19 protein-coding genes are annotated in these 20,759 nt (G+C 70.2%); 11 read left to right on the top strand and 8 right to left on the bottom strand.

From position 1 onward, the window contains the following. Positions 1–66 precede the first annotated feature (66 nt). Complete coding sequence (locus DQ384_RS35715; RefSeq protein WP_114033294.1) at positions 67–213, bottom strand: FxLD family lanthipeptide; 147 nt, start codon at positions 211–213, stop codon at positions 67–69. A 172-nt stretch (positions 214–385) separates the two neighbouring features. Between DQ384_RS35715 and DQ384_RS35710 the strand changes: the two genes are divergently transcribed. From DQ384_RS35710 to fahA, 4 genes are all read left to right on the top strand, one after another. Further along, on the top strand, positions 386–1,732 hold the full coding sequence (locus DQ384_RS35710) for an NsdA family TPR-like regulatory protein (protein ID WP_220183308.1): 1,347 nt from the start codon (positions 386–388) through the stop codon (positions 1,730–1,732). Between the two features lie 65 nt (positions 1,733–1,797). Next, entirely contained in the window at positions 1,798–2,625 is an 828-nt protein-coding gene (locus tag DQ384_RS35705; RefSeq protein WP_245967023.1) for a phosphotransferase family protein, read from the top strand. A gap of 309 nt (positions 2,626–2,934) precedes the next feature. Then, positions 2,935–4,110: a homogentisate 1,2-dioxygenase gene (locus DQ384_RS35700; RefSeq protein ID WP_114033325.1), complete on the top strand. Its 1,176-nt coding sequence runs from the start codon at positions 2,935–2,937 to the stop codon at positions 4,108–4,110. Between the two features lie 953 nt (positions 4,111–5,063). Further along, a complete protein-coding gene (gene fahA, locus DQ384_RS35695) occupies positions 5,064–6,347 on the top strand; it encodes a fumarylacetoacetase (protein ID WP_114033324.1) in 1,284 nt (427 codons plus the stop codon). Between the two features lie 101 nt (positions 6,348–6,448). Here the strand turns inward: fahA and DQ384_RS35690 are convergent, their stop codons facing one another. Both DQ384_RS35690 and DQ384_RS41770 read right to left on the bottom strand, forming a co-directional pair. Then, the gene (locus DQ384_RS35690) at positions 6,449–6,808 is read right to left on the bottom strand and encodes a DUF1801 domain-containing protein (protein WP_114033291.1); all 360 of its coding nucleotides are present in this window, start codon (positions 6,806–6,808) and stop codon (positions 6,449–6,451) included. Positions 6,809–6,865: 57 nt separating this feature from the next. Next, on the bottom strand, positions 6,866–7,015 hold the full coding sequence (locus DQ384_RS41770) for a hypothetical protein (RefSeq protein WP_181871593.1): 150 nt from the start codon (positions 7,013–7,015) through the stop codon (positions 6,866–6,868). Between the two features lie 224 nt (positions 7,016–7,239). Here DQ384_RS41770 and DQ384_RS35685 point away from each other — a divergent pair, with 224 nt between their 5' ends. From DQ384_RS35685 to DQ384_RS35675, 3 genes are read left to right on the top strand one after another with little or no spacing between them, the layout of a single operon-like run. Continuing rightward, the gene (locus DQ384_RS35685; protein ID WP_114033290.1) at positions 7,240–8,475 is read left to right on the top strand and encodes a L,D-transpeptidase; all 1,236 of its coding nucleotides are present in this window, start codon (positions 7,240–7,242) and stop codon (positions 8,473–8,475) included. Positions 8,476–8,525: 50 nt separating this feature from the next. Continuing rightward, complete coding sequence (locus tag DQ384_RS35680; RefSeq protein WP_114033289.1) at positions 8,526–8,957, top strand: NfeD family protein; 432 nt, start codon at positions 8,526–8,528, stop codon at positions 8,955–8,957. A 3-nt stretch (positions 8,958–8,960) separates the two neighbouring features. Beyond that, on the top strand, positions 8,961–10,046 hold the full coding sequence (locus DQ384_RS35675; RefSeq protein WP_114033288.1) for an SPFH domain-containing protein: 1,086 nt from the start codon (positions 8,961–8,963) through the stop codon (positions 10,044–10,046). A gap of 55 nt (positions 10,047–10,101) precedes the next feature. On the opposite strand, the gene DQ384_RS35670 is transcribed toward DQ384_RS35675, so the two are convergent. From DQ384_RS35670 to DQ384_RS35660, 3 genes are all read right to left on the bottom strand, one after another. Beyond that, positions 10,102–12,240, bottom strand: a complete 2,139-nt coding sequence (locus DQ384_RS35670; protein WP_114033287.1) for a GTPase — start codon at positions 12,238–12,240, stop codon at positions 10,102–10,104. Further along, the gene (locus DQ384_RS35665) at positions 12,237–14,042 is read right to left on the bottom strand and encodes a GTPase family protein (protein WP_245967022.1); all 1,806 of its coding nucleotides are present in this window, start codon (positions 14,040–14,042) and stop codon (positions 12,237–12,239) included. Before DQ384_RS35665 ends, DQ384_RS35670 begins: the two co-directional genes overlap by 4 nt. A gap of 202 nt (positions 14,043–14,244) precedes the next feature. Beyond that, a complete protein-coding gene (locus DQ384_RS35660; protein WP_114033286.1) occupies positions 14,245–14,547 on the bottom strand; it encodes a hypothetical protein in 303 nt (100 codons plus the stop codon). An 847-nt stretch (positions 14,548–15,394) separates the two neighbouring features. On the opposite strand from DQ384_RS35660, the gene DQ384_RS35655 reads away from it, so the two are divergent. Further along, a complete protein-coding gene (locus DQ384_RS35655; RefSeq protein WP_114033285.1) occupies positions 15,395–17,332 on the top strand; it encodes an ATP-binding protein in 1,938 nt (645 codons plus the stop codon). A 152-nt stretch (positions 17,333–17,484) separates the two neighbouring features. Continuing rightward, complete coding sequence (locus tag DQ384_RS43860) at positions 17,485–17,619, top strand: hypothetical protein (protein ID WP_281274170.1); 135 nt, start codon at positions 17,485–17,487, stop codon at positions 17,617–17,619. On the opposite strand, the gene DQ384_RS35650 is transcribed toward DQ384_RS43860, so the two are convergent. After that, entirely contained in the window at positions 17,620–18,534 is a 915-nt protein-coding gene (locus DQ384_RS35650) for a S1C family serine protease (RefSeq protein ID WP_114033284.1), read from the bottom strand. A gap of 219 nt (positions 18,535–18,753) precedes the next feature. On the opposite strand from DQ384_RS35650, the gene DQ384_RS35645 reads away from it, so the two are divergent. Together DQ384_RS35645 and DQ384_RS35640 are read left to right on the top strand one after the other, a co-directional pair. Next, positions 18,754–19,587 (top strand): hypothetical protein, encoded by an 834-nt coding sequence (locus DQ384_RS35645; RefSeq protein WP_114033283.1) that lies wholly within the window; start codon positions 18,754–18,756, stop codon positions 19,585–19,587. Beyond that, positions 19,584–19,955, top strand: a complete 372-nt coding sequence (locus tag DQ384_RS35640) for a GntR family transcriptional regulator (RefSeq protein WP_114033282.1) — start codon at positions 19,584–19,586, stop codon at positions 19,953–19,955. Before DQ384_RS35645 ends, DQ384_RS35640 begins: the two co-directional genes overlap by 4 nt. Before the next feature lie 63 nt (positions 19,956–20,018). Here DQ384_RS35640 and DQ384_RS35635 read toward each other — a convergent pair whose 3' ends face one another. Continuing rightward, positions 20,019–20,528, bottom strand: a complete 510-nt coding sequence (locus DQ384_RS35635) for a sensor histidine kinase (protein ID WP_220183307.1) — start codon at positions 20,526–20,528, stop codon at positions 20,019–20,021. Between the last annotated feature and the right edge of the window lie 231 nt (positions 20,529–20,759).

Genomic DNA, 20,759 nt, shown 5'->3' with positions numbered 1-20,759 from the left:
CTTCTCCCAACGCGCGACAGACAGCCGATGGCGGGCCGGTATCGCCCGCCATCGGGTTCACGCTGCCTAGCCCATGGCGGTGGCGCACGGGCTGGCGCAGGTGCTGCCGCACCCGTCGTCAGTGAGATTGATCAGGTTCGCGGCTCCCCCGCTACTTTCCAGGACGCGAACATCCAGGTCGAAGGGCTGGTCAGCATCGACGATCGTGTTCATGGGCCACTCCTTGAGCCTCGGAACATTGCGATCACGCTCCCCATTCGGCGGGAGGTGCGGGACGGCTCCACTTTGGCTACCGAACGGCCGCCACGGAACGCCGTACAGCGGGGCAGCCCAGGGGCAGATTGCGGGCAGATTCGCAACGCCTCGGCGGCCACTCTGTGCGACCATGACGGCGCGCAGCGCCGAGAGGAGAGCCGCCATGCCGCAGCCCAATCACCAGCTTCGCCAGGCACGTGAACAGCGCGAATCGCCCCACGAGTCCGGTGAGCCAATGTCCCGCCAGGAGCTGGCCGACCTGGTCAATGCCTGGGTGCATGAGCGTCTGGGACGTGTGGCATGCCTGACGGCGAACTACATCGGCAAGTTGGAGCGAGGGCTGGTGAGCTGGCCGAACGCCGATTACCGAGCGGCACTACGGGACGTCCTCGGTGCGTGCGCCGACCGCGATCTCGGCTTCCGCCGCCCTCGTCGCCATGCTCCTGGAGCGATTACCGTTGCCGATGTGGACCGTAAAGATTTTCTCCGTGCGGCCCTCGGTACCGCTTTGTCGGTTCCTCTTGCGGACCTGCTGGCCTCCACCGAGCCGCCCACGGTGCCCGCTGTGGTCACTCCCGCAGATGTTCAAGAGATCCGTACCATCGCGGGCCTGTTCACTACCTGGGATCACACCTATGGCGGGAGTCTGGTCAGAGAGGCCGTCAACGCGCAGCTACGCCAGGCGGTCGCCCTGCTTGACAAGGCCCGTTGCCCAGCGCGACTCCACGACGACCTCCACGCGGCTGTGGGGGTCCTCGGCCACGCCGCAGGTTTCATGGCGTTCGACGCCTACGCTCACAACGACGCGCGACGTATGTTCCGGCTCGCGCTGGCATGTGCTGAGGAGGCAGACGACTGGCATCTGCGTGCCAAGGTGTTGTCCAGCATGGCTCGCCAGGCCATCTGGTGCGGCGACCCCGACACGGGCATGACCCTCGTCGAACTGGCTCTGGTTCGCTCTGATCGGCTGACACCCGCGGAACGCGCCATGCTGCTGTCCGCTCGTGCCCGGGCCTTGGCCAAGCTCGGACGTTTCCAGGTGACCGTCAACACCGTGGGCTTAGCCGACGAGGAGTTCGCCCGTGTCCGGCCAGAGGAGGAGGCTCCCTGGATGCGTTACTACGACGCGGCCCAGCATTCCGGTGACACCGGGCATGCGCTGTTCGACATCGCCCTCCAGGAGAGATGTTCCGACGAGGCGTCCCGCCGTCTCACGGCGGCGGTGCACGGTCACAGCCCTGTCTACGTTCGGTCCCGAGCGATCAGCGGTATCAAGCTCGCCACTCTCACCATGGCGACCGGCGACCCTGACGAGGCCGCCACCATCGGAGGACACGCCGTACGCGACGCAGGAACTGTTCGATCCCGGCGCGCGGCCGACGATCTGCGCGAGCTCTATCGCATGACCGCCTCGCACCAGCGTCGCGATTCCGTGGCAGAACTCCGTGGCCACATCAAGGAAGCCGTGCGGGCGTGACGGGATCTTCCGGGGAGACGGCCCTCAAGGTGCTACAGAGAGCTTGCAAAGAGGCCGGACTCGCCGTGTCCAGTGCCACGCTGGTTCGTCAGGGCGAGAACGCGATCTACAAGCTTCCTGGAGGCGTGATCGCTCGCGTGACCCGCCCGGGCCAGGTGCCGGCCGCCGCTCGCGAGGTGGGCATCGCCCGATGGCTGGAAGCCTCCGGCATACGTGCGGTGCAGGCGCTGCCGGACGTCGTCCAGCCTGTTGACGTCGACGGCAGAGCGGTGACCTTCTGGCGGGAACTGCCGCCACATCGGCACGGTACGGCGGTGCAGGTGGCAGCCGCGCTGCGACGCCTGCACGAGCTGACGGTCCCGTCCGACACCGTTATCGCCCCCCTGAACCCGTTTGTAAGGCTCACCGAGCGCATCGATCACGCGCGCACGCTTTCGAAGGCCGATCGCGCCTGGATGCGCGATCACCTGAAGCACCTGATGGAGCGGTACGCCGACCTGCCGCCAGGCCGCCCCCTGTGTGTCGTCCATGGTGACGCCTGGGTCGGCAATGTGGTGTCCACCGACGGCGGCGAGGTCGTGCTGCTGGATCTGGAACGAAGCTCGGTCGGTCCTCCAGAGTGGGATCTTGTTTCCACGGCCGTGAAGGCGTTCACGCTGGGAGGCATTCCGGTCGAGGATTACAGGGACTTCGTCGCCGTCTACGGTTATGACGTCACCCCTTGGGAGGGATTCGAGACCTTGCGGGACATCCGAGAGTTCCGCATGACCTGCATGGCAGCCCAGGTGGCCGCAGAGAACCCTGCCCGGCGTGACGAGGTCGATCGGCGATTGGCGTCGATTCGCGGCGAGCGGGGGCCCCGGCCATGGACCGACTGGCGCCCGGTGCCGTAGAAGCGAATGCGATGAGAGGGAACCGGTGCCCGGGGCATGAGGCGGGGCCCTCGCCTGATGGCGTGAAGCGCCGCCGCGAGGGCCACGGGTGAGGGCGTGCGCCTTCCCCCGGATACGGCGCCCGGAGTCCTCGAGCCCGTGATCCAGGTCTTCAAGATTCCGGGCTTCCGCCATCCGCTGCCTGGCCTTTTCTGTGCGAACTGCCGACGTCGCGACGGGGTGACGAAGTTGACATCGGCGGGGCGATGACGGATCGTCGTACGTATAGAGGACAGTGTTGTCCGATATGCGTACACGATGGAGGGTCCGATGCCGTACTACCGCACGGTCGGCGAGGTGCCGCGCAAACGGCACGTCCAGTTCAGGCGGCCCGACGGCGGGCTGTACGCCGAGGAGCTGATGGGCGAGGAAGGCTTCTCCTCCGACTCCTCGCTGCTCTACCACCGCCACCTGCCGACCGCGATCGTCAAGGCCGAGGCCGTCACCGAGGGATCGGGCGCCGCGCTCTCCCCGAACCTCCCGCTGTCCCCGCGCCACTTCCGCACCCAGAACCTGTCCGAGGGCGGCGACCTCGTCACCGGACGCCGCGTCCTGGCGGGCAACGGGGACGTCCGCATGTCGTACGCCGCCGCCGACCGGCCGAGCGAGCTGTACCGCGACTCCAAGGGCGACGAATGCGTCTACATCGCGAGCGGCCGGGTGCGGTTCGAGTCGACGTACGGGGTGATCGAGGCCGGTGAGGGCGACTACGTCGTCATCCCGACGGGCACGATCCACCGCTGGGTGCCGCTCGACGGCACGGTCGTGAAGGCGCTGGCCATCGAAGCCGCTGGGCACATCCGCCCGCCCAAGCGCTATCTGTCGCAGTACGGCCAGTTCCTGGAGCACGCGCCGTACTCCGAGCGCGACCTCAGGGCGCCCGGCGAGCCGCTCATCGTGGAGGACTCCGAGACCCCGGTCCTGGTCAGGACGCGGGGCGGCCTCACCCGCCTCACCTACGCCCATCACCCGTTCGACGTGGTCGGCTGGGACGGCTACCTGTACCCGTACGCCTTCAACATCGCCGACTTCGAGCCGATCGTGAAGCGCACGCACGCGCCGCCGCCCGTCCACCAGACCTTCGAGGGGCCGGGCTTCGTGATCTGCTCGTTCTGCCCCCGGCCGCTCGACTTCCACCCCGAGGCGGTGCCGATCCCCTACAACCACCACAACGTGGACTCCGACGAGTTCATGTTCTACGCGGGCGGGGACTACACGGCCCGCAAGGGGTCCGGCATCGACGTCGGCTCCATCTCGCTGCACCCGGCGGGCTTCACGCACGGGCCGCAGCCGGGGGCTGTGGAGGCGGCCGTCGAGGCCGTGCGCCAGGGGGTGACGGTCACCAGCGAGCTCGCCGTCATGGTCGACACCTTCCGCCCGCTCGACCTGGGCGACGCCGCGCTCGCCTGCGAGGACCCCGGCTACGCGTGGACGTGGGCACGATGACGGGCGCGGCCTCCGGTTCCGGGCGGCCCGGCTCGCGCGCCGTCGTCCCGGGGCCGGGCGCGGCCTCGGGTTCCGCTGACCTCCGGGTCCCGATGAACCCGCTGTTCACGGACCTCGTGGACGACGCGGGGCTGTTCCCGCCGACCCGTCTTCCGATGTCCGACGCCCTGGCCCGGCACTACGCCGACGAGGACGCCCCGAGCCCCGTGCTCACGCACCGATTCCTGTGCCCGGCCGACCGCCTGGACGAGCTGCGCGCGTTGCTGACGCGCCCCATCCGGGCCGGGATCATTCTCGAACCCTCGGCCTCCCCGGACCTGGACGGGCTCGCCGGGCTGACGGGCGTCGAGGTCGAGCTCGTGGAGGCCGCCCTCCCGCCAGGCTCGGACGTCTCCGCGCTGGCCGTGAGGGTACGGATGGCCGCGCCCAAGGCCCGGCTGTTCGTCGAGGTCCCGGCCGGGGAGTTCACCCATCTTCCTCCTGGGGTGGGGGCGAAGGTCCGCTGTGGAGGTGTCACGCCGGACCTGTTCCCGTCCGTGCACGACCTCGGCCTGTTCATCCGCACCTGCGCCCTGCGGGGGACGCCGTTCAAGGCCACCGCCGGGCTGCACCACGCCGTACGGCACGTGGACCCGAGCCTCGGCGTGTACCGGCACGGCTTCCTCAACCTGCTGCTGGCGGTGTGCGCGGCCGTCGAGGGACGCGATCCGGTGCCGGTGCTGGAGCTCATGGATCGGCACGAGCTCGCCGACCTCGCCCGGGCCGTGCGCCCGGAGACCGTGCTGCGGGCGCGTGGCCTGCTGGTCTCGTACGGGTCCTGCAACACCACCACGCCGATCGACGACCTGCGAGGGCTCGGACTGATCGCCCCGTCCCGGGCCGGGACGGCGGCCGAGGGTTCCTCGTCGCGCTCGGTGGCATCCGTGAGCGTAGCCGTCGAAGTGGAGTCACCGATGACCAGCTGGGTGCCCGGAGCGGACGCCTCCCCGTACACGCCGGCGAACCTTCCCTACTGCGTGTTCTCCAGGCAGGGCGAGGCGCCGCGCGCCGGAGTGCGCATCGGCGACCACGTCCTCGACCTCGCGCCCGCGCTGCACGACGAGGTGTTCGCCGCGCCGAGCCTCAACGGGTTCCTGGCGCGGGGCCGCGCCGCCTGGAGCGACACCCGGCGCCGCGTCCAGCGCCTGCTGTCGGCCCAGGCCGGGGAGGCGGCGGCCAACCGGGCGGCCGTCGAGCCGCACCTGGTCCCCCTGGCCGAGGTGCGGCTGCACCAGCCGATCGAGGTGGGGGACTACGTCGACTTCTACTGCTCCCTGGAGCACGCCACCAACCTCGGCCGCATGTTCCGCCCGGACGGCGAGCCGCTGCTGCCCAACTGGCGACACCTTCCCGTGGGGTATCACGGCAGGTCGGGGACGGTGGTCGTCTCGGGCACGCCGATCACCCGGCCGCGCGGGCAGCGCGTCCCCGCTCCCGGACGGCCGCCCGTGCTCGGGCCGTCGGCCAAGCTGGACATCGAGGCGGAGCTGGGCTTCGTCGTCGGGACACCGACGCGCCTCGGCGAGGCCGCCGGGGATTTCGCCGATCACGTCTTCGGGGTGACGCTCGTCAACGACTGGAGCGCCCGTGACATCCAGTCCTGGGAGTACGTCCCGCTCGGGCCGTTCCTCGGCAAGTCGTTCGCCACGTCGATCTCCCCGTGGATCACGCCGCTGGAGGCGCTCGGGCACGCGCGGGTGGCCGGTCGGGCGCAGGACCCCGAGCCGCTCTCGTACCTGGGCAGACGGGAGCCATGGGGGCTGGACATCGCGATGCGGGTCGAGCTGAACGGGGAGCCGATCTCCGCGCCTCCGTACCGGCAGATGTACTGGACGCCGGACCAGATGCTCGCCCACATGACCGTCAACGGCGCCTCGCTGCGCACGGGCGATCTTTTCGCCAGCGGGACGGTGTCCGGGGCCGAGCCGGGCCAGCGGGGGTCGCTCATCGAGATCACGTGGAACGGCAGCGAGCCGATCAAGCTGGCGGATGGTCAGATCCGTACATTCCTGGAGGACGGCGACACGGTGACGATCACCGCGACGGCCCCCGGGCCGGGCGGCACGTCCATCGCCCTGGGCGAGGTAACGGGCACGATCCTCCCCAGCCTCCCCGGCCCCCGAGGAGGATCGGACCGGACTTCGCGCGTCCCGTCCGATCGCGATGGAGACCGCCGCCGCCCGGCCGACTGTGGTTAGCCGTCACTGAACGGCCGGTGAAGCGCATGGGCCCGCACATGACCGGACATCGTGCGGGCCCCGCGTGACCTGCCGCGAATCGACCGGCTGACCGGCGGTCGCTACTTCTTGTCCATCAGTTCGATCCACTCATTGACGAGCTGCTCCAGCGCCTCCTTGTTGGCCTCGACCTCGCCCATGCTGCGGATCTTGGCGTACGCCTTGCCCTTGGGGCCGGGCTCCAGCAGGCCGCCCTCGTCCTTGAGCAGGGCGCCCTGGTGGAAGACCAGAGCTGCGGCGTCCTTGACCCGCGGGCTGAAGGTGGCCAGTTCCTCCTTGTAGGCGAAGCTGGGGCCACCCCATTTAACGTCTTCTTCGATTTTGGGATTGGCGGTGATGATAGCCCTGATGGCTTTCATCTCCTCCTTCAGCGGATGGTCCAGCTTGGCGAGGAAATCGTCGACCTTTTGTGAATTGGACATTTCTCCAAGCTAGCAGCTCGCCCCGACAACCGCATCTCGGTCGGGATACTCTGCTTGTTAAACGCCACGACGTGGCGTTTCTGCAGGTCGGCGATGAAACTCGGCCGAGTCGCGGGGCTTGGGCAGCGCCTCGTAGTGCACGTCGCGGTTCTCGGCGAAGTCTGCGGGCAGGTCGTCCTCGGGGTCGCGCCAGATGTTGCCGCCCATCACCCAGATCTCCCGCCGCCGGATCGCCTTGCAAGGCAGGCGTGAACATCGACGGCCTGGCCTCGTGCCCGTGCCGACGAGCGAAGGATAGTGACCGGGGTTATCCACAGGGTCGGCCGTTGCCCGCCGAGTTATCCACAGGGGTGCTCACTAAGCGCCACGAGCCCGCCACACAGCGATACGCTATTCGTGTTTCTGATCATCGATGGACGAAGGGCGGGACGATGCGGCACCCCCTGATCATGCCCGTGATCCTTCTCATGTTCGTCACCGGCGGCTCGCAGGTGGTCGTCGGCCCCCGATCTCCGACGCGATCCTCTGCCGTCGCCATCACAGTCATCCCCGCGCCCGGCTCTCCCCGCGCCCGGCCCGACCGCCATGTACGCGTTATGGTCGCGAAGGGCACGCTGACCAGCGTCGACGTCTCCGCCGGCGGGGCCAGGGTGCCCGGCCGGTTCGACCGCGCGCGGCGCGCGTGGCGTTCGACGTGGACGTTGACGCCGGGCACCGAGTACGTCGTGTCGGCGTCGGCGAGCCCGGCCCGGCACGGTGACCCGCCGTCCCGGGTGGTCACCCGGTTCCGCACGCGCGCGGCACCGCACGCCTTCGGCATCCGTCAGGCGATCCCGAGCCCCGGCGAGACGGTCGGCGTCGGCATGCCCATCATCCTCACCTTCACCGGCCCCGTCCGGGACCGCGCCGCGGTCGAACGCGCCTTGGCAGTCCAACTGGGTTCCCTGGGGTCCTCCGATTCCCCGGGTTCCCGTCTGGAGGGCGCGTGGCGCTGGATGGCGGACGACCAGGTGGTCTACCGGCCGCGAACGCTCTGGCCCGCGCGGCGGCGGGTCGTCGTCACCGCGCACCTCGCCGGCGTCCGCGCCGCGCCGCGTACGTTCGGCACGGCCGACCACATCCTGTCCTTCTCCGTCGGACGCCGCCAGACCAGCATCGTTAACACGGTGACCCACCAGATGCTGGTCCACCGGGACGGCCGGCTGGTCCAGCGCATGGCCATCAGCGCGGGCAAGGGCTCGACCCGCGAGTACACCACGACGAGCGGCGTCCACCTGACCATGGACAAGGGCGACCCGGTGCGCATGGTGTCCCCCGGCAGGAAGAAGGGCGAGCCGGGCTACTACGACCTCATGATCGACCACGCGGTCCGCATCTCCAACAGCGGCGAGTACGTCCACGCCCTCGACAACGTGTGGGCCCAAGGCAAGGTCAACGTGAGCCACGGCTGCGTCAACGCCCGTCCGGACCAGGCGGCGTGGTTCTACGACAGCTCACTGCGCGGCGACCCCGTGATCGTCACCGGCACCGACAGGCGGCTCGAATGGTGGAACGGGTGGGGGTTCTGGCAGTTGTCCTGGGACGAATGGCGCAAGGGGAGCGCGCTGCGCGACCCCTCGGCTCTGGCCCTGCCATTGGCTACGAAATGGGTCTACCGTGGCTTTTAAGGAACCACTGACGGCTATAACGCGTTCCTCATTACAGGAGGGCCGACGCGATGGACTCGTGGATCTTCTGGTTGATACTCGCGGCGGTGCTCGGGGTGGCGGAGATCTTCACGCTCACCGCGGCACTGGGGCTGCTCGGTGCGGCCGCCCTGCTGACGACAGCCGTCGCGGCCATCGGCCTGCCGGTCGGAGTCCAGCTCTTGATGTTCATCCTTTCCTCCGTGGCGAGCCTCGTCCTCCTGCGGCCCGTCGCCCAGCGTCACCTGACCCAGCCGCCCGTTCAGCGGTTCGGCGTGTCGGCGCTGGTCGGCAAGTCCGCCTACGTCACGCGCGAGGTCACCGGCAGGAACGGCCGCGTGCAAATAAACGGAGAAGAATGGTCCGCCCGCGCCTATGACGAGACACTGGTGATCCCGGCCGGCGCGACGGTGGACGTCATCCAGATCGAAGGGGCTACCGCCCTCGTCTATCCCCGGGAGTGAAGCATGGACGCCGCTTTCATCGCCGGAATCGTGATCGTGCTGTTCGCGGTGCTCACGGTCCTGCGCGGCGTACGGATCGTCCCGCAGGCGCGGGCCGGCAACGTCGAGCGCCTCGGCCGTTACAACCGCACGCTCGGCCCCGGGCTGAACTTCGTCATCCCGTACGTCGACCGCGTGCGCCCGCTGATCGACCTGCGCGAGCAGGTGGTCTCCTTCAAGCCCCAGCCCGTCATCACCGAGGACAACCTGGTCGTCGACATCGACACCGTCCTGTACTTCCAGGTCACCGACCCGCGCGCGGCGGCGTACGAGATCGCGAACTTCATCCAGGGCGTCGAGCAGCTCACGGTCACCACGCTGAGGAACGTCGTCGGCGGCATGGACCTGGAGAAGACGCTGACCTCCCGCGACACCATCAACAGCCAGCTGCGCGGCGTGCTGGACGAGGCCACCGGCAAGTGGGGCATCCGGGTCAACCGCGTCGAGATCAAGGCCATCGACCCTCCGAGGACCATCAAGGAGGCGATGGAGAAGCAGATGCGCGCCGAGCGCGACAAGCGCGCCGCCATCCTCACCGCCGAGGGCTTTCGCCAGTCGCAGATCCTCACGGCCGAGGGCGAGAAGCAGAGCGCCATCCTGCGCGCCGAGGGCGAGCGCACCTCCGCCATCCTGAGGGCCGAGGGCCAGTCCCAGGCCATCGACGAGGTTTTCCAGGCCGTCCACCGCAACGACCCCGACCCGAAGCTGCTCGCCTACCAGTACCTCCAGGTGCTGCCGCAGCTCGCCCAGGGGCAGGGGAACACCTTCTGGGTCATCCCGAGCGAGATCACCTCGGCCCTCCAGGGCGTCTCCAGGGCCTTCACCGAAGCCCTCCCGAGGTCCGAGGCCACCCGCGAGACGACCGACACCAAGTCGGCCGCCCGCAACGAGGCGGCCGGCGCCGAACAGGCCGCCAGGGCCGCGATCGCCGACGCCGAGGACACCGGCCCGCGCTCCCTGACCTCCGGCGCTCCCACCGCGGACCCACTGCCGACCGTCAACGACCAGCCCACCACCCACGAGGTCCCCACCAAGCCCGCCAACCCATGACCTCCGGGCCGGCCCTGCGCAGGGTCGGTCGGGAGCGCGCTTCGCTCAGGGTCGGTCAGGAGCGGGCCTTGCTCAGGGAAGTGGCGAAGTCGTGGGCGCGGGTCAGCTCCGCGCGGATCGGAGCGAGGACGAGATCGTGGCCGACCGTGTCCACACTTGACCACAACGCCTTGCGGGCCTTCCGGGCTCGGCGGCGAGCGCCGAGGGACGCGAGGACGCGGCAGAGCAGGGCGATCAGGGTGCCGGCCGCGGCACCGCCGGCCAGGAGGACGGTGGGCCAGGGGACGACGCCCAGCGTGGGCGTGGGCACCTCGGGGAGCCGCATGTAGTCGACGAGGAAAGGACCGGAAAGCCACAGCAGGCCGCCGACCATCGCGGCGAACACCAGCCACTGCGCGAACCCGGCGACCCGCCACCATCGCGGCCGCCTGCCGGCGCCGACGGACGTCAGCGAGACCGCCCGGTCGAGCCTGTCGGCCAGTTCGTCGGCCCGCGCGCGCGAGGCCCGCCGTACGGCCATGGCCCAGGGCTCGGGCAACCCCGACGCGGCGGCCGAGGCGACCTCCCTGATCGCCATGTCCATCTGCGACCGCTGGATGGCCGTCGCGGGCGGGATCGACGTACGTCCGATGGAAAGGGGCACACCTGCGGCGGGGGTGCCGCGCTCCGGCATGCCCTGGTCCCGCTCGCCGCCCTTGCGCGGGGGGCGACCGGCCGAGGAAGTACGCCCGGACGGGGAGGTGGCAGCGAGCCGGTCCTGCGAACGGCCGAGCAGACCGCTCTCGGAGAGGGCATCGCCCACAGTCCTGTCCGAGGACGCGTCCGGCGCGCGTCCGAAGGCGGCCGGGGCGGCATCGGGCCCGGCCGCGAAGGGACGAGGCGTGGGACCGGGCGCGGTGGGACCGAGGTCGTCCGAGGGTGTGGAGCCCAGGGCGCGTCTCTCGGGTGAGACGCCCACGCGCGCACCGTCCTTGGCCGAACCGCGCATGTCCGAAGAACCGGACACCAAGGGGCCGCCCCCGGGTGGGATGCCCACGCGCAGCCGTCGCAGGGGGTCGGGGCGGAAGCGGCGGAGCCAGCGGGTGACCGGCCAGCCGGTGGCCACGATCGAGCGGTGCCGATGCGCCTTGGCGACGGCCTCCACGACGAGCGGAACCCCCGCCGCCTCGGCGAGCGCGCCGGTCAGGGGCCTGGCCAGCTCGCCCGTCACGGCCTGCGCGGCGACCTGCGCCCGCTTGCCCAGATCTGCCACCGACTCGGGCGACGGAGACGCTTCGAGCGCCCCGGAGGACAGGGAGGCGTCGGCGGACCGCGGAGACACATCGCCGTACGAGGCCGTGGCGAGGAGGTCGGCGGCCATCAGCGCGTCCGCGCCCAGCCGGGCGGCCCACGTACGCCGGTCGGCGACCCGCGCGGCCAGCGCCGAGCGCACCTCCGTGATGCCCTCGTCCCTCGGCACCGACGTGGCCAGAACGGGCACCCCGCGCAGCCCGTCCTCGTCCAGCAACCGCCGCAGGTCCTTCAGGCACCGGTCCACGGCCGAGGGCGTGAGCCGGTCGGTCTGGTTCAGGACGACCATCATCACGTCCCGATGGCGGCTCAGCGGGCGAAGGTAGCGCTCGTGGACGGCGGCGTCGGCGTACTTCTGCGGGTCCAGCACCCACACCAGAAGATCGACGACGGCGACCAGCCGGTCGACCTCCAGCCGGTGGGCCAGCTCGATCGAATCATGGTCCGGCAGGTCGAGAAGGATCAGCCCGGAGAGCTCCCCGTCGCCGGAGGCCGGAGCGTCCGGCTGAGCGTCCTGGGCCGATGGCGCATGCCACGTGTCGGCCCCGCCCACCGTGTGACGGCGGGGCACGTCCAGCCAGTCCAGGAGCGGGCCCGCGCCCTCCGGCTCCCACATCGCCGCGTGCGCCGCCGACGTGGTCGGGCGGGTGACCCCGACCCGGGCCAGCGACGTACCCGACAACGTGTTGAACAGCGAGGACTTGCCGCTGCCCGTGGCCCCCGCGAGCGCCACGACGGTGTGGTCCACCGAGAGGCTGCGGCGTGCCCCGGCACGCGCCACGACGGCACGCGCTCCCGCCACCGCGGACGTGTCGAGGCGTCCTTCAGCGAGGTCGGCGGCCTCGGCCAGCGCGGCGAGCCGATCGTCCAGCGACACGCCCTTGGCCCGGCGAAGCACCTTCATCGTGATCCGTCCACCCGAGTGGGGGCGTCGACCGGGCCGCCCGGGTCCAGAGAGTCCCCGCTGGAGACCGCCGCCGCCGGGACGTCGATCTCGCCGCGGTGGACGCGCACGTCCTGGGCCGCCGTGCGGAGGGCGGCGGAGGCCTCCTCGGGAGGGCCGACCCCTTCGAGCAACGAGGTGAACCGGACGGCCTCCTCATCCAGAAGCGCGCTCACCCGGCTCCGCAGATCGTCCCGCGCCGCCTGCGTCAGCGTACGGACGGCCTGGTCGCCGAACACCGCCTCCAGCAGCTTCTGGCTCAACAGGCTGGTGCCGCCCGCGATGCCCACCTCGATGCCGGTGAGCCCTCCCGTGGAGGTGAAGACCATGAGCATGAGCAGCAATCCCGCCGCGTTGACGCTGAACGAGGCGAGCCGCGCGGTCGTCCGCTTCTCGGCCCCCTCCTTGGCGACGAGATCGAGCACGTACGCCTGCCAGGCCCGCACGGCCGAGGAGGCGCGCTCGGGAAGGGCGGACGAGGCGCGGCCGAGGCGTCCCGCGGAGATCACGCCCGCCCGTTCGAGCACGTCACGGCCCGCGGGCATGCCCGACCAGGCTTCCAGGGCGCGCTCGGCGGCCGCGTCCGCGGCGGAGCGGATCAGCGCCTCCACCCCGGTCTCCAGGGCGACGCGCAGCCGGGTGTCGGGCGCGGGACGTCCGGTGAAGGCGGAGACGACGCGTTCGCGCAGCCAGCCGATCCGCGACTCCAGCGAGCGCATGAAGTCGCCGGTGCCGATGAAGTCCTGCCACCGGGCCAGCACCTCGCCGCGCAGCAGCGACCCGTCGCGGATCCCGTCGTCGAACGTCGCCATGGCCGCCCCGTACGCGCCGTCGATCGTGCGGCGAAGATCGGCGAGCCCGGCCCGCTGGCGCTCGGCCGCGTCGGCGAGGGCCGGGACGCGGGTGGTGATGCTGTCCAGCGCGCCGGCGAGCGTCCGGCGGACGACCCGCGCACGCGCCTGGGCGTCGGCGGCGATGGCGGCCAGCCAGCCGCGCACGTCCCGTACGGCCGGCTCGGGCAGGCGGGCGTTCTCCTCGGGAAGCACCACTTCGGGCACGCTGAACAGCGGCGTCCCCGGGAGGCCGTTCTCGTCGAGCAGGCGGGTGAGGTGGGCGGCGACCGGTTCGAGGGCCTCGGGTGGGACGCGGTCGAGCACGACGGCGAGGGCCGTGCTGCGCTCGCGGGCGCTGCGCAGAAATCCCCAGGGGACCTCGTCGGCGTACCGGGCGGCGGTGGTGACGAACAGCCACAGGTCGGCGGCGGCGAGCAGTTGCGCCGCGATCTCGCGGTTGGCGGTGACGACCGAGTCGATGTCGGGGGCGTCGAGCAGGGCGAGCCCGGCAGGCAGCGTGTCCGCCGTGACCACCCTGAGCGTCCCCGGCTCGCCGCGCCCGCGCCCCGTCGTCCTCGCCAGCCCCGGCAGGACGTTCTGCCTGCTGAACCACGCCTCGTCCGCCGGGTTGGCCACGAGGGTCGGGGCGAGGGTCGTGGGACGCAGCACTCCCGGCTCGGCGACGTCGGCGCAGGCCAGCGAGTTGACCAGCGTGGACTTCCCCGCCCCCGTGGACCCGCCGACGACGGCGAGCAGAGGCGCGTCCATCGCGGCCACGCGCGGGAGCAGGTAGTCGTCGAGCTGCCCCCTGAGTTCCTTCAGGGCGCGGCGATGCGACGCGACGTCCCCGATCTCCAGCGGGAAGAGGTCGTGATCGAGCTGACGCCGCAGGTTCCCCAGGGCCGCGAGCAGACCATCGTTCCCTGCCATACGACCGGTCATGCCCCAGGAGAGCCGAGGTAAGCCCGTATGCCCCCACCCCAGGGGCACCGGTCTTCTCCCGCCGGCTGAGGACCCGTAGCAGGCGCCGCGTCGGCGGGAAGGGGCGAGGGCGATTTCAGCGCCACCGTACGTCGGAGGAGGAGTGCCTTCTATCTACGTGTCACCGACCGAAGAGGGGCGGGTGGTCACGTCACGCGCCTGATGCCGGTGCGGCCGACGGGGCGTCCGTACCGGCGCCGGGTTGGCGGGGAGGCATGCTGGGCAGCAGGGGGCGGCACTTCTTCAGCGCATTGGCGATGGCCGGGTCGTCCGTCTTCAGGTCGCGCATGCCCGTGCCGTTCGCCGGGAGTTCGGCGCCGTTGTCCTTCATGCAGGTACGGAACGCCTCCAGCGCGGACGCGTCGAAGCCGCCGCCCCCTCCCTGCCTGAAGCCGCCGCCGTTCGGCATGAGCGACCGGCACGCCTCCAACGCCTGGCGCATCTGCGGGGACATGGTGCCGAAGTCCCTCGGTCCCCCGCTCGGCGGAGCGGACGGGGAACCGCTGGGCCGAGCCGTTGGCCGCCCGCCAGGGCGTCCAGGGGGCACATCCACACCGTGCTGCTTCATGCACTCGGCGAACGACGCACGCGCGTCTCCGGACCCAGTGGGCGAAGGATGGGCGCCGGACGCGGCCTGCGAAGAATCCCCACCGCCGCAGCCGGAGGTCAGCAGAGTGGCGGCTACAGCGGCGGTGCCGAGGGTACGACGCAACACGGTCACAAGTGGACTCCGTCGGAAACCGAGGGACTTTGGCCCGACCATCACAGGCCACCAATCTCAGAACCGCATGAGACGAACCTGAAACTAACCTGTCAACCCGGCCCGCCCTCCGACCGGAGAAGACCGCCGGGCCCGGCCCGCGCCCCACTGCGCCTGCGACCCAGACGAGGGGCGGTCCTCAGGAAGCGCGTGAGAAGATTCCGCCGGAGTTCTGCCCAGGGGAACGAACAACAAAAGGACGGCCGGCGCCGGCCTAGACCTGGACCTGGACCTGGACCAAACGTGAAGGACGGGGCCGTTGGAATAGACAAGGTAAATCCCGCTATGCACTTTTACGCTCTCTGGACGAAGTCGATCCCTTCAGAAGGTGAATCGCTATTCAGATCGGTAGTGAACATGAGACCAGGGAGCATGCCACGGTGACCAGGGGATACGCACCTCCATAGTCCGCTGCCGGCAGCAACGACGGCCCTCATGATGGAGTTGATCGGCACGGCGAGGCCCACCCCGATGCCCGCCACCACGGTGTGTTGTAGTGATCGTGCGTACTGTCTCGCATGTGGTCTGGGATAGTGGCCAAGTGCGCACCGTTCATATCGAAGCCAAGCCAGACCATCTTCTGCGCCTGGCGCGCCAGAAGGATCCGGTGGGCGCGGTCGCGGAGATGATCTGGAACGCGCTGGACGCGGAGGCGAGCCATGTCAGCGTCGACCTCGACCTCAACGAACTGAACGGTGTGGAGTCGGTCAGCGTCACCGACGATGGCCATGGCATGCCGAACGCCTCCTGCGCGGGCTACTTCAGCGGGCTGGGTGGATCATGGAAGACCACCGCGAAGGTCTCCCCGCATCTGAAGCGTGGGTTGCACGGCCGCAGCGGGCAGGGCAGGCTCCGCGCGTTCGCGCTGGGCGAGCAGGTCCGTTGGATCACCATGGCGACGGCGGCCGATGGCCGGGTCGAGCGCACGGTCATCACCGGGGCGGTCGATCGACCCGCCGACTTCGACATATCCGAACCTGAGTACATCGAGGGCCCATGTGGGACACGGGTCGAAGCATCGGTGCCCGCGGACTTCGTCAGTCGCCTGTCCCAGGACGACACCGCCCAGCAACTCACCTCCACCTTCGCGCCGTTCCTGGCGGCCAATTCCGAAGTACGGATCACCTACCAGGGCACGCAACTCGACCCGGCCACTGTGTGGACCGACATGGCCGAGTATCAGCTGCCCTGGCCGAATTCGGCCGGTAACGCGGAGCCGTTGCTGCGCGTCATCGAATGGCCGAAGAACGTCGGCCGTGTACTCGCTCTCTGCGATGCCAACGGTGTGGTCCTTGATGAACCGTCGCCGGGCATCCAAGCGCCCGGATACCACTTCACGGCATACCTCTTGTGGGACGGGTTCGTCGAGCGGCGAAGCAATCTGCCGCTGGCCGAGCTCGACGACATAGCCGACCTGCTGGAATCCGCACGCGAGAAGTTGCGCGGACACTTCAAGAGGCGCGACCAGGAACGCCGGGCACGGCTGATCCAGGAGTGGAAGAGCGAGGGTGTTTACCCCTACTCCGGCGAACCTGCTCTGGCCGCGCAGGCGGTCGAACGTCAGATGTTCGACGAGGTGGCCACCACGATCGCACGTCGCCTGCCCGGCGTACCGCAGAGCAAGAAGACCACCTTGCGGCTACTGAGGGAGATCATCTCCCACGATCCGAGTGGGCTGTACCCGGTCCTTGATGAATTGTTCCGGCTTCCTCAGTCGGAACAAGAGGAGCTCAAACGGATTCTGCAGCGGACCAGCCTTTCAGACGTGATCAAGGCGACCGGTCAGGTCAGTGACCGGCTGGACTTCCTCGCCGCGCTGAAGAAGCTCGTCTTCGAGCCGGAGACCAGCCGGACGGTCAAGGAACGGACCGAGCTCCACAAAATTCTGGAGCGCGAAACGTGGATCTTCGGCGACGCCTACGCGCTGATGGTCAGCGACCAGAGCCTTGACGCGGTGCTCGTGCGCCACCTCAAAGAGCTTGGTCGCGAGCCGGATGCCGTTCGCCTCAACCCCGTGCGTCGTGAGGATGGCCGGGCCGGCATCGTCGACCTTCTGTTGGGGCGTGCGCATCGAGGAAGTTCCGGGCGGGAGCACCTCGTGGTCGAACTCAAGGCTCCCAAGGTCAAGGTCGGTCAAGCGGAAGTCGCCCAGATCAAGAGCTACGCCGAGGCGATCGTCAGCGATCCCCAGTTTCGGGACGCCCGCGTTTCCTGGGACTTCTGGGTGGTCTCCACCGAGTTGGAGAAGACCGTGAGGCGCGACGCCAACGCGCCGAACCGTCCACCTGGCTGTATCGCCGAGTGGGAGGGAGGGGTTCGTGTCTGGGCACGGACCTGGAGCGAGATCATCGACGACTGTGAGGACCGCCTGCACTTTTACCGGGACAGACTGAACCACGACCCGGCCACAGAACACGCCGTCGAATACCTCCGGAGAGTGCACGGAGCGGTCGCGCCCCAAGCGGTTGTGGTGACGTGACCCGAGCCACGGACCCTGCAGTCTGCGATAACCGAGCAGATCTTTTCACGCGGCTCGCCTGTGAGATGAGGCGGTCGCATTTGAGGTTCCAGCAGCGTGAACTTCCCACGAACCCACGTCTACAGGGTGCTTCGCACCGCCTGGGAATACGAGTGTCGCTGACGGCCAGCGCGAAGCCGGCGGAAAGGGCCATGGGCGCGATGGCGGTGAGTTCTCGGGTGAGCATCGCCTACAGCGGGCAGGCGATGCTCACGGCCAAGCCCGAAAGAGAGCTCGAAGGGGCGTGATCACACCGTCAGCGGGCCGAGTTCCACCGGTTCGGTGATGACGTCGACCAGGGCTCCGTTGCGGAGGACCGTGATGGGCAGGGGCCGTCCGATCGCGTCGGCGAACATGAGGCGTTGCAACGCCTGGGCGTCGGAGACCGGGCGGCGGGCGGCCGTGAGCACCAGGTCGCCGACCCGTAGGCCCGCCTTGGCCGCGGGTGAGCCGGAGACGACCTCGCTGACGCGCAGGGCGGACGACTGCCCGACCCGCTCGCGGACCTGCGGCGGCAGCGGCGCGGGCGTCGTGACCAGGCCCAGGTACGCACGCCGTACCCGGCCGTCTCTCATGAGCGCGGCCACGATGCCCCTGGTGGTGGAGTTGATCGGCACCGCCAGGCCCAGCCCGACCCCGGCCACGGCGGTGTTGATGCCCACCACCTTGGCGGAGGCGTCGGCGAGCGCGCCGCCGGAGTTGCCCGGGTTGAGGGCCGCGTCGGTCTGGATGACGTCCTCGATGAGGCGCACGGCCGACCCCGACCGGGCGGGCAGCGAGCGCCCGAGCGCCGAGACCACCCCGGCCGTCACCGACCCCGCCAGCCCGAGGGGGTTGCCCACCGCGACCACGAGCTGGCCGACGACCAGCCCGTCGCTGTCCCCCAGCTCGGCGGGCTCGGGCGTGGGCCCGTTGGCGCGGATCACGGCCAGGTCGGACAACGGGTCCGCGCCGACCAGCGTGAATCCGGCGGAGGTGCCGTCGGCGAAGGCGACCGTCCCGGTCGAGGTTCCGTTGACGACGTGGGCGTTGGTGAGCAGAAAGCCGTCGTCGGTGAACAGCACGGCCGACCCGCTCCCCCGTCCCGCCCGCACGCTGGCGACCTTGGGGGTGAGCGCGGCGGCGACCGACGAGACGATCTGGGAGTAGGCGTCAAGCGCCATGGGGGACCTCCCTGGGCGATTCGATGCTTACATCATTACACCTCAATCACCGATGTGCACGTAATGTTCCCGTGCCCGCACCGCGAGGGACGGAGACGCACAATCCTCCGGGCGTCTCGAGATCGATACGGACCGCCGTAGGCGCGTCTCCAGGCGTTGACTTTGTCGCAATCTATGACGCACCATGTTGAGACAAAGCTTACGACACAAGGAGGGGTCATGCCGAGTGGACCGTTATCGGACGCCGAGCCGTCGGCGCGGGCGGAGGATCTTCACCAAGCGGGCGTGTGGCTGGCCCGGCACGGCATGGCCGATGCCCCGCCGACACCGCTGCTGGCCACGCGCCTGGCGGTACGGCGACGTGCGCGCCGGGCCGATCGCCTCGTCCTGGCCGCGTTGATCATCGCCGCCGCGCTCGCGCAGGCCTACGACCGGCTCAGCACCTCTGCGTTCGGCGGGTACGAGCCGCACCGCCCGATGCCGTTGCTGCTCCTGACGGCGTTGACGGCCGGGCTGCTGCTGGTCCAGGCGCTGCTCGGCCGGTGGGTGCGGCGCGTCGACCGGCGTGCCGGACACGCGTTGCGACGACGCGCGGCCCACCCGGTCCAGCCCGGCTGGCGAGCCGTGCTCGGCCGGCCGTACGCCCTGTTCGCGTCCGCCACGTTCGCCGGCGCGGCGGCGCTGGCGCTGAGCGCCCTGACCGTCCAGGACTCCACCGTGCGGTACGCGGCCTTCGTCCTGCTGGTGGGCCTGTTCGGGGTGGGCGCCGGGGTCGCCCTGCAACTGCGTGACCTGCTGGCGCGCCCGGTCGTGGCCGAGGACGAGACCTCGCTGACCGCCGACGTCATCATGCGCGTCGAGGACGCGCGCGAGCTCGCCACGCCCACCGTGCTCTGGGCGCTGCCCGTGGTGTTGCTGTTCGGGTCCGCGCCCGGGTGGTGGAACGGGGCCTCGCTCGTCTTCGTGGTCGCCGGCCTGGTCACGTGCGCCGCGATCCAGGCGAGGACGCCGCCGGGCGCGGCGGTGGCGCGGCGAGCCATGAGCGCCCGATGATCATCATTGAGGCGGGCTCGCCCGTCCCGCCGTTCGAGCAACTGCGCGCCCAGCTCGCCAGGCAGATCCAGGACCACACGCTGGCCGTGGGCACCCGGCTGCCGACGATCCGCCACCTCGCGGCCGACCTCGGCCTGGCCGTCAACACGGTCGGCAGGGCGTACCGGGAGCTGGAGGAGGCGGGGCTCATCGAGACCCGCGGGCGGGCGGGCTCGTTCGTCACGGCCTCCGGCGAAGAGGGACGCGAACGCGCACGCCGCGCCGCCGCCGACTACGCCGCCATCACCACCAGCGTCGGCATCGACACGAACGAGGCCCTCCGCATCGTCCAAGCGGCCCTGACGTCCCGCACGACGGTCCTGACGTAAGAAAGCGACAGGGGTCCGGGTCGCCTGTGGTCACCGATCGGCCGGACCGTTTCGAGGCGGACGCTACGCGCTGTTCGGTGAGGTAGGGAGGTGGATGCGGAAGGTGGCGCCTTGGCCGGGGGTGGAGTTCGCGGTGATGGTGCCGTCGTGGGCTTCGGTGAGGGCGGCGGCTATGGAGAGGCCGAGGCCGGTGCCGCCGGATTCGCCGCGGGTGCGGGCCGGGTCGGCGCGGTAGAAGCGTTCGAAGACGCGGTCGGCGGTATCGGGGGGCAGGCCGGGGCCCTCGTCCGCCACCTCGATCACGACCTGGCCGTCCACGGTGCCCACGCCCACGCGGAACGGCGTGCCCGGGGGGGTGTGGCGCAGGACGTTGCCGACCAGGTTGGCGATCACCTGGTGGAGCCGGGGCTCGTCGCCGGTCCACCATGACGGGTCGTCGCCCGAGTCGAGGCGTACCAGGTCGATCTCGCGGTCAGGGGCGAGGGTCTGGGCGTCCAGGACGGCTCCCGCGGCGAGGCTGAGGACGTCGACGGGGTGGCCGATCCAGGGGACGTTGCTGGTCGAGCCGGGCAAGCAGGAGCAGGTCGTCCACCAGGATGCCCATGCGGGCGGCCTCGCCCTCGATCCTGTGGAGGAGGCGGGCCGAACCGTCTGGTCGTGGAGTTGATCGGCGCCGCGAGGCCCCCCGCCACCGCGGTGTTGATCCTCACCAACTTGGCGGAGGCGCCTCGATGTCTCTACGGTCGAGGGCCAGGCGTTCATCACTCATTCGAGCATCGACGATGTCGCACCTGCTGTAGCATC

The sequence above is a fragment of the Sphaerisporangium album genome (assembly GCF_003323745.1).
Taxonomy (GTDB): domain Bacteria; phylum Actinomycetota; class Actinomycetes; order Streptosporangiales; family Streptosporangiaceae; genus Sphaerisporangium; species Sphaerisporangium album.
The sequence above is the reverse complement of the archived record's forward strand: the minus strand, read 5'-3'. Positions and strand labels throughout refer to the sequence as shown.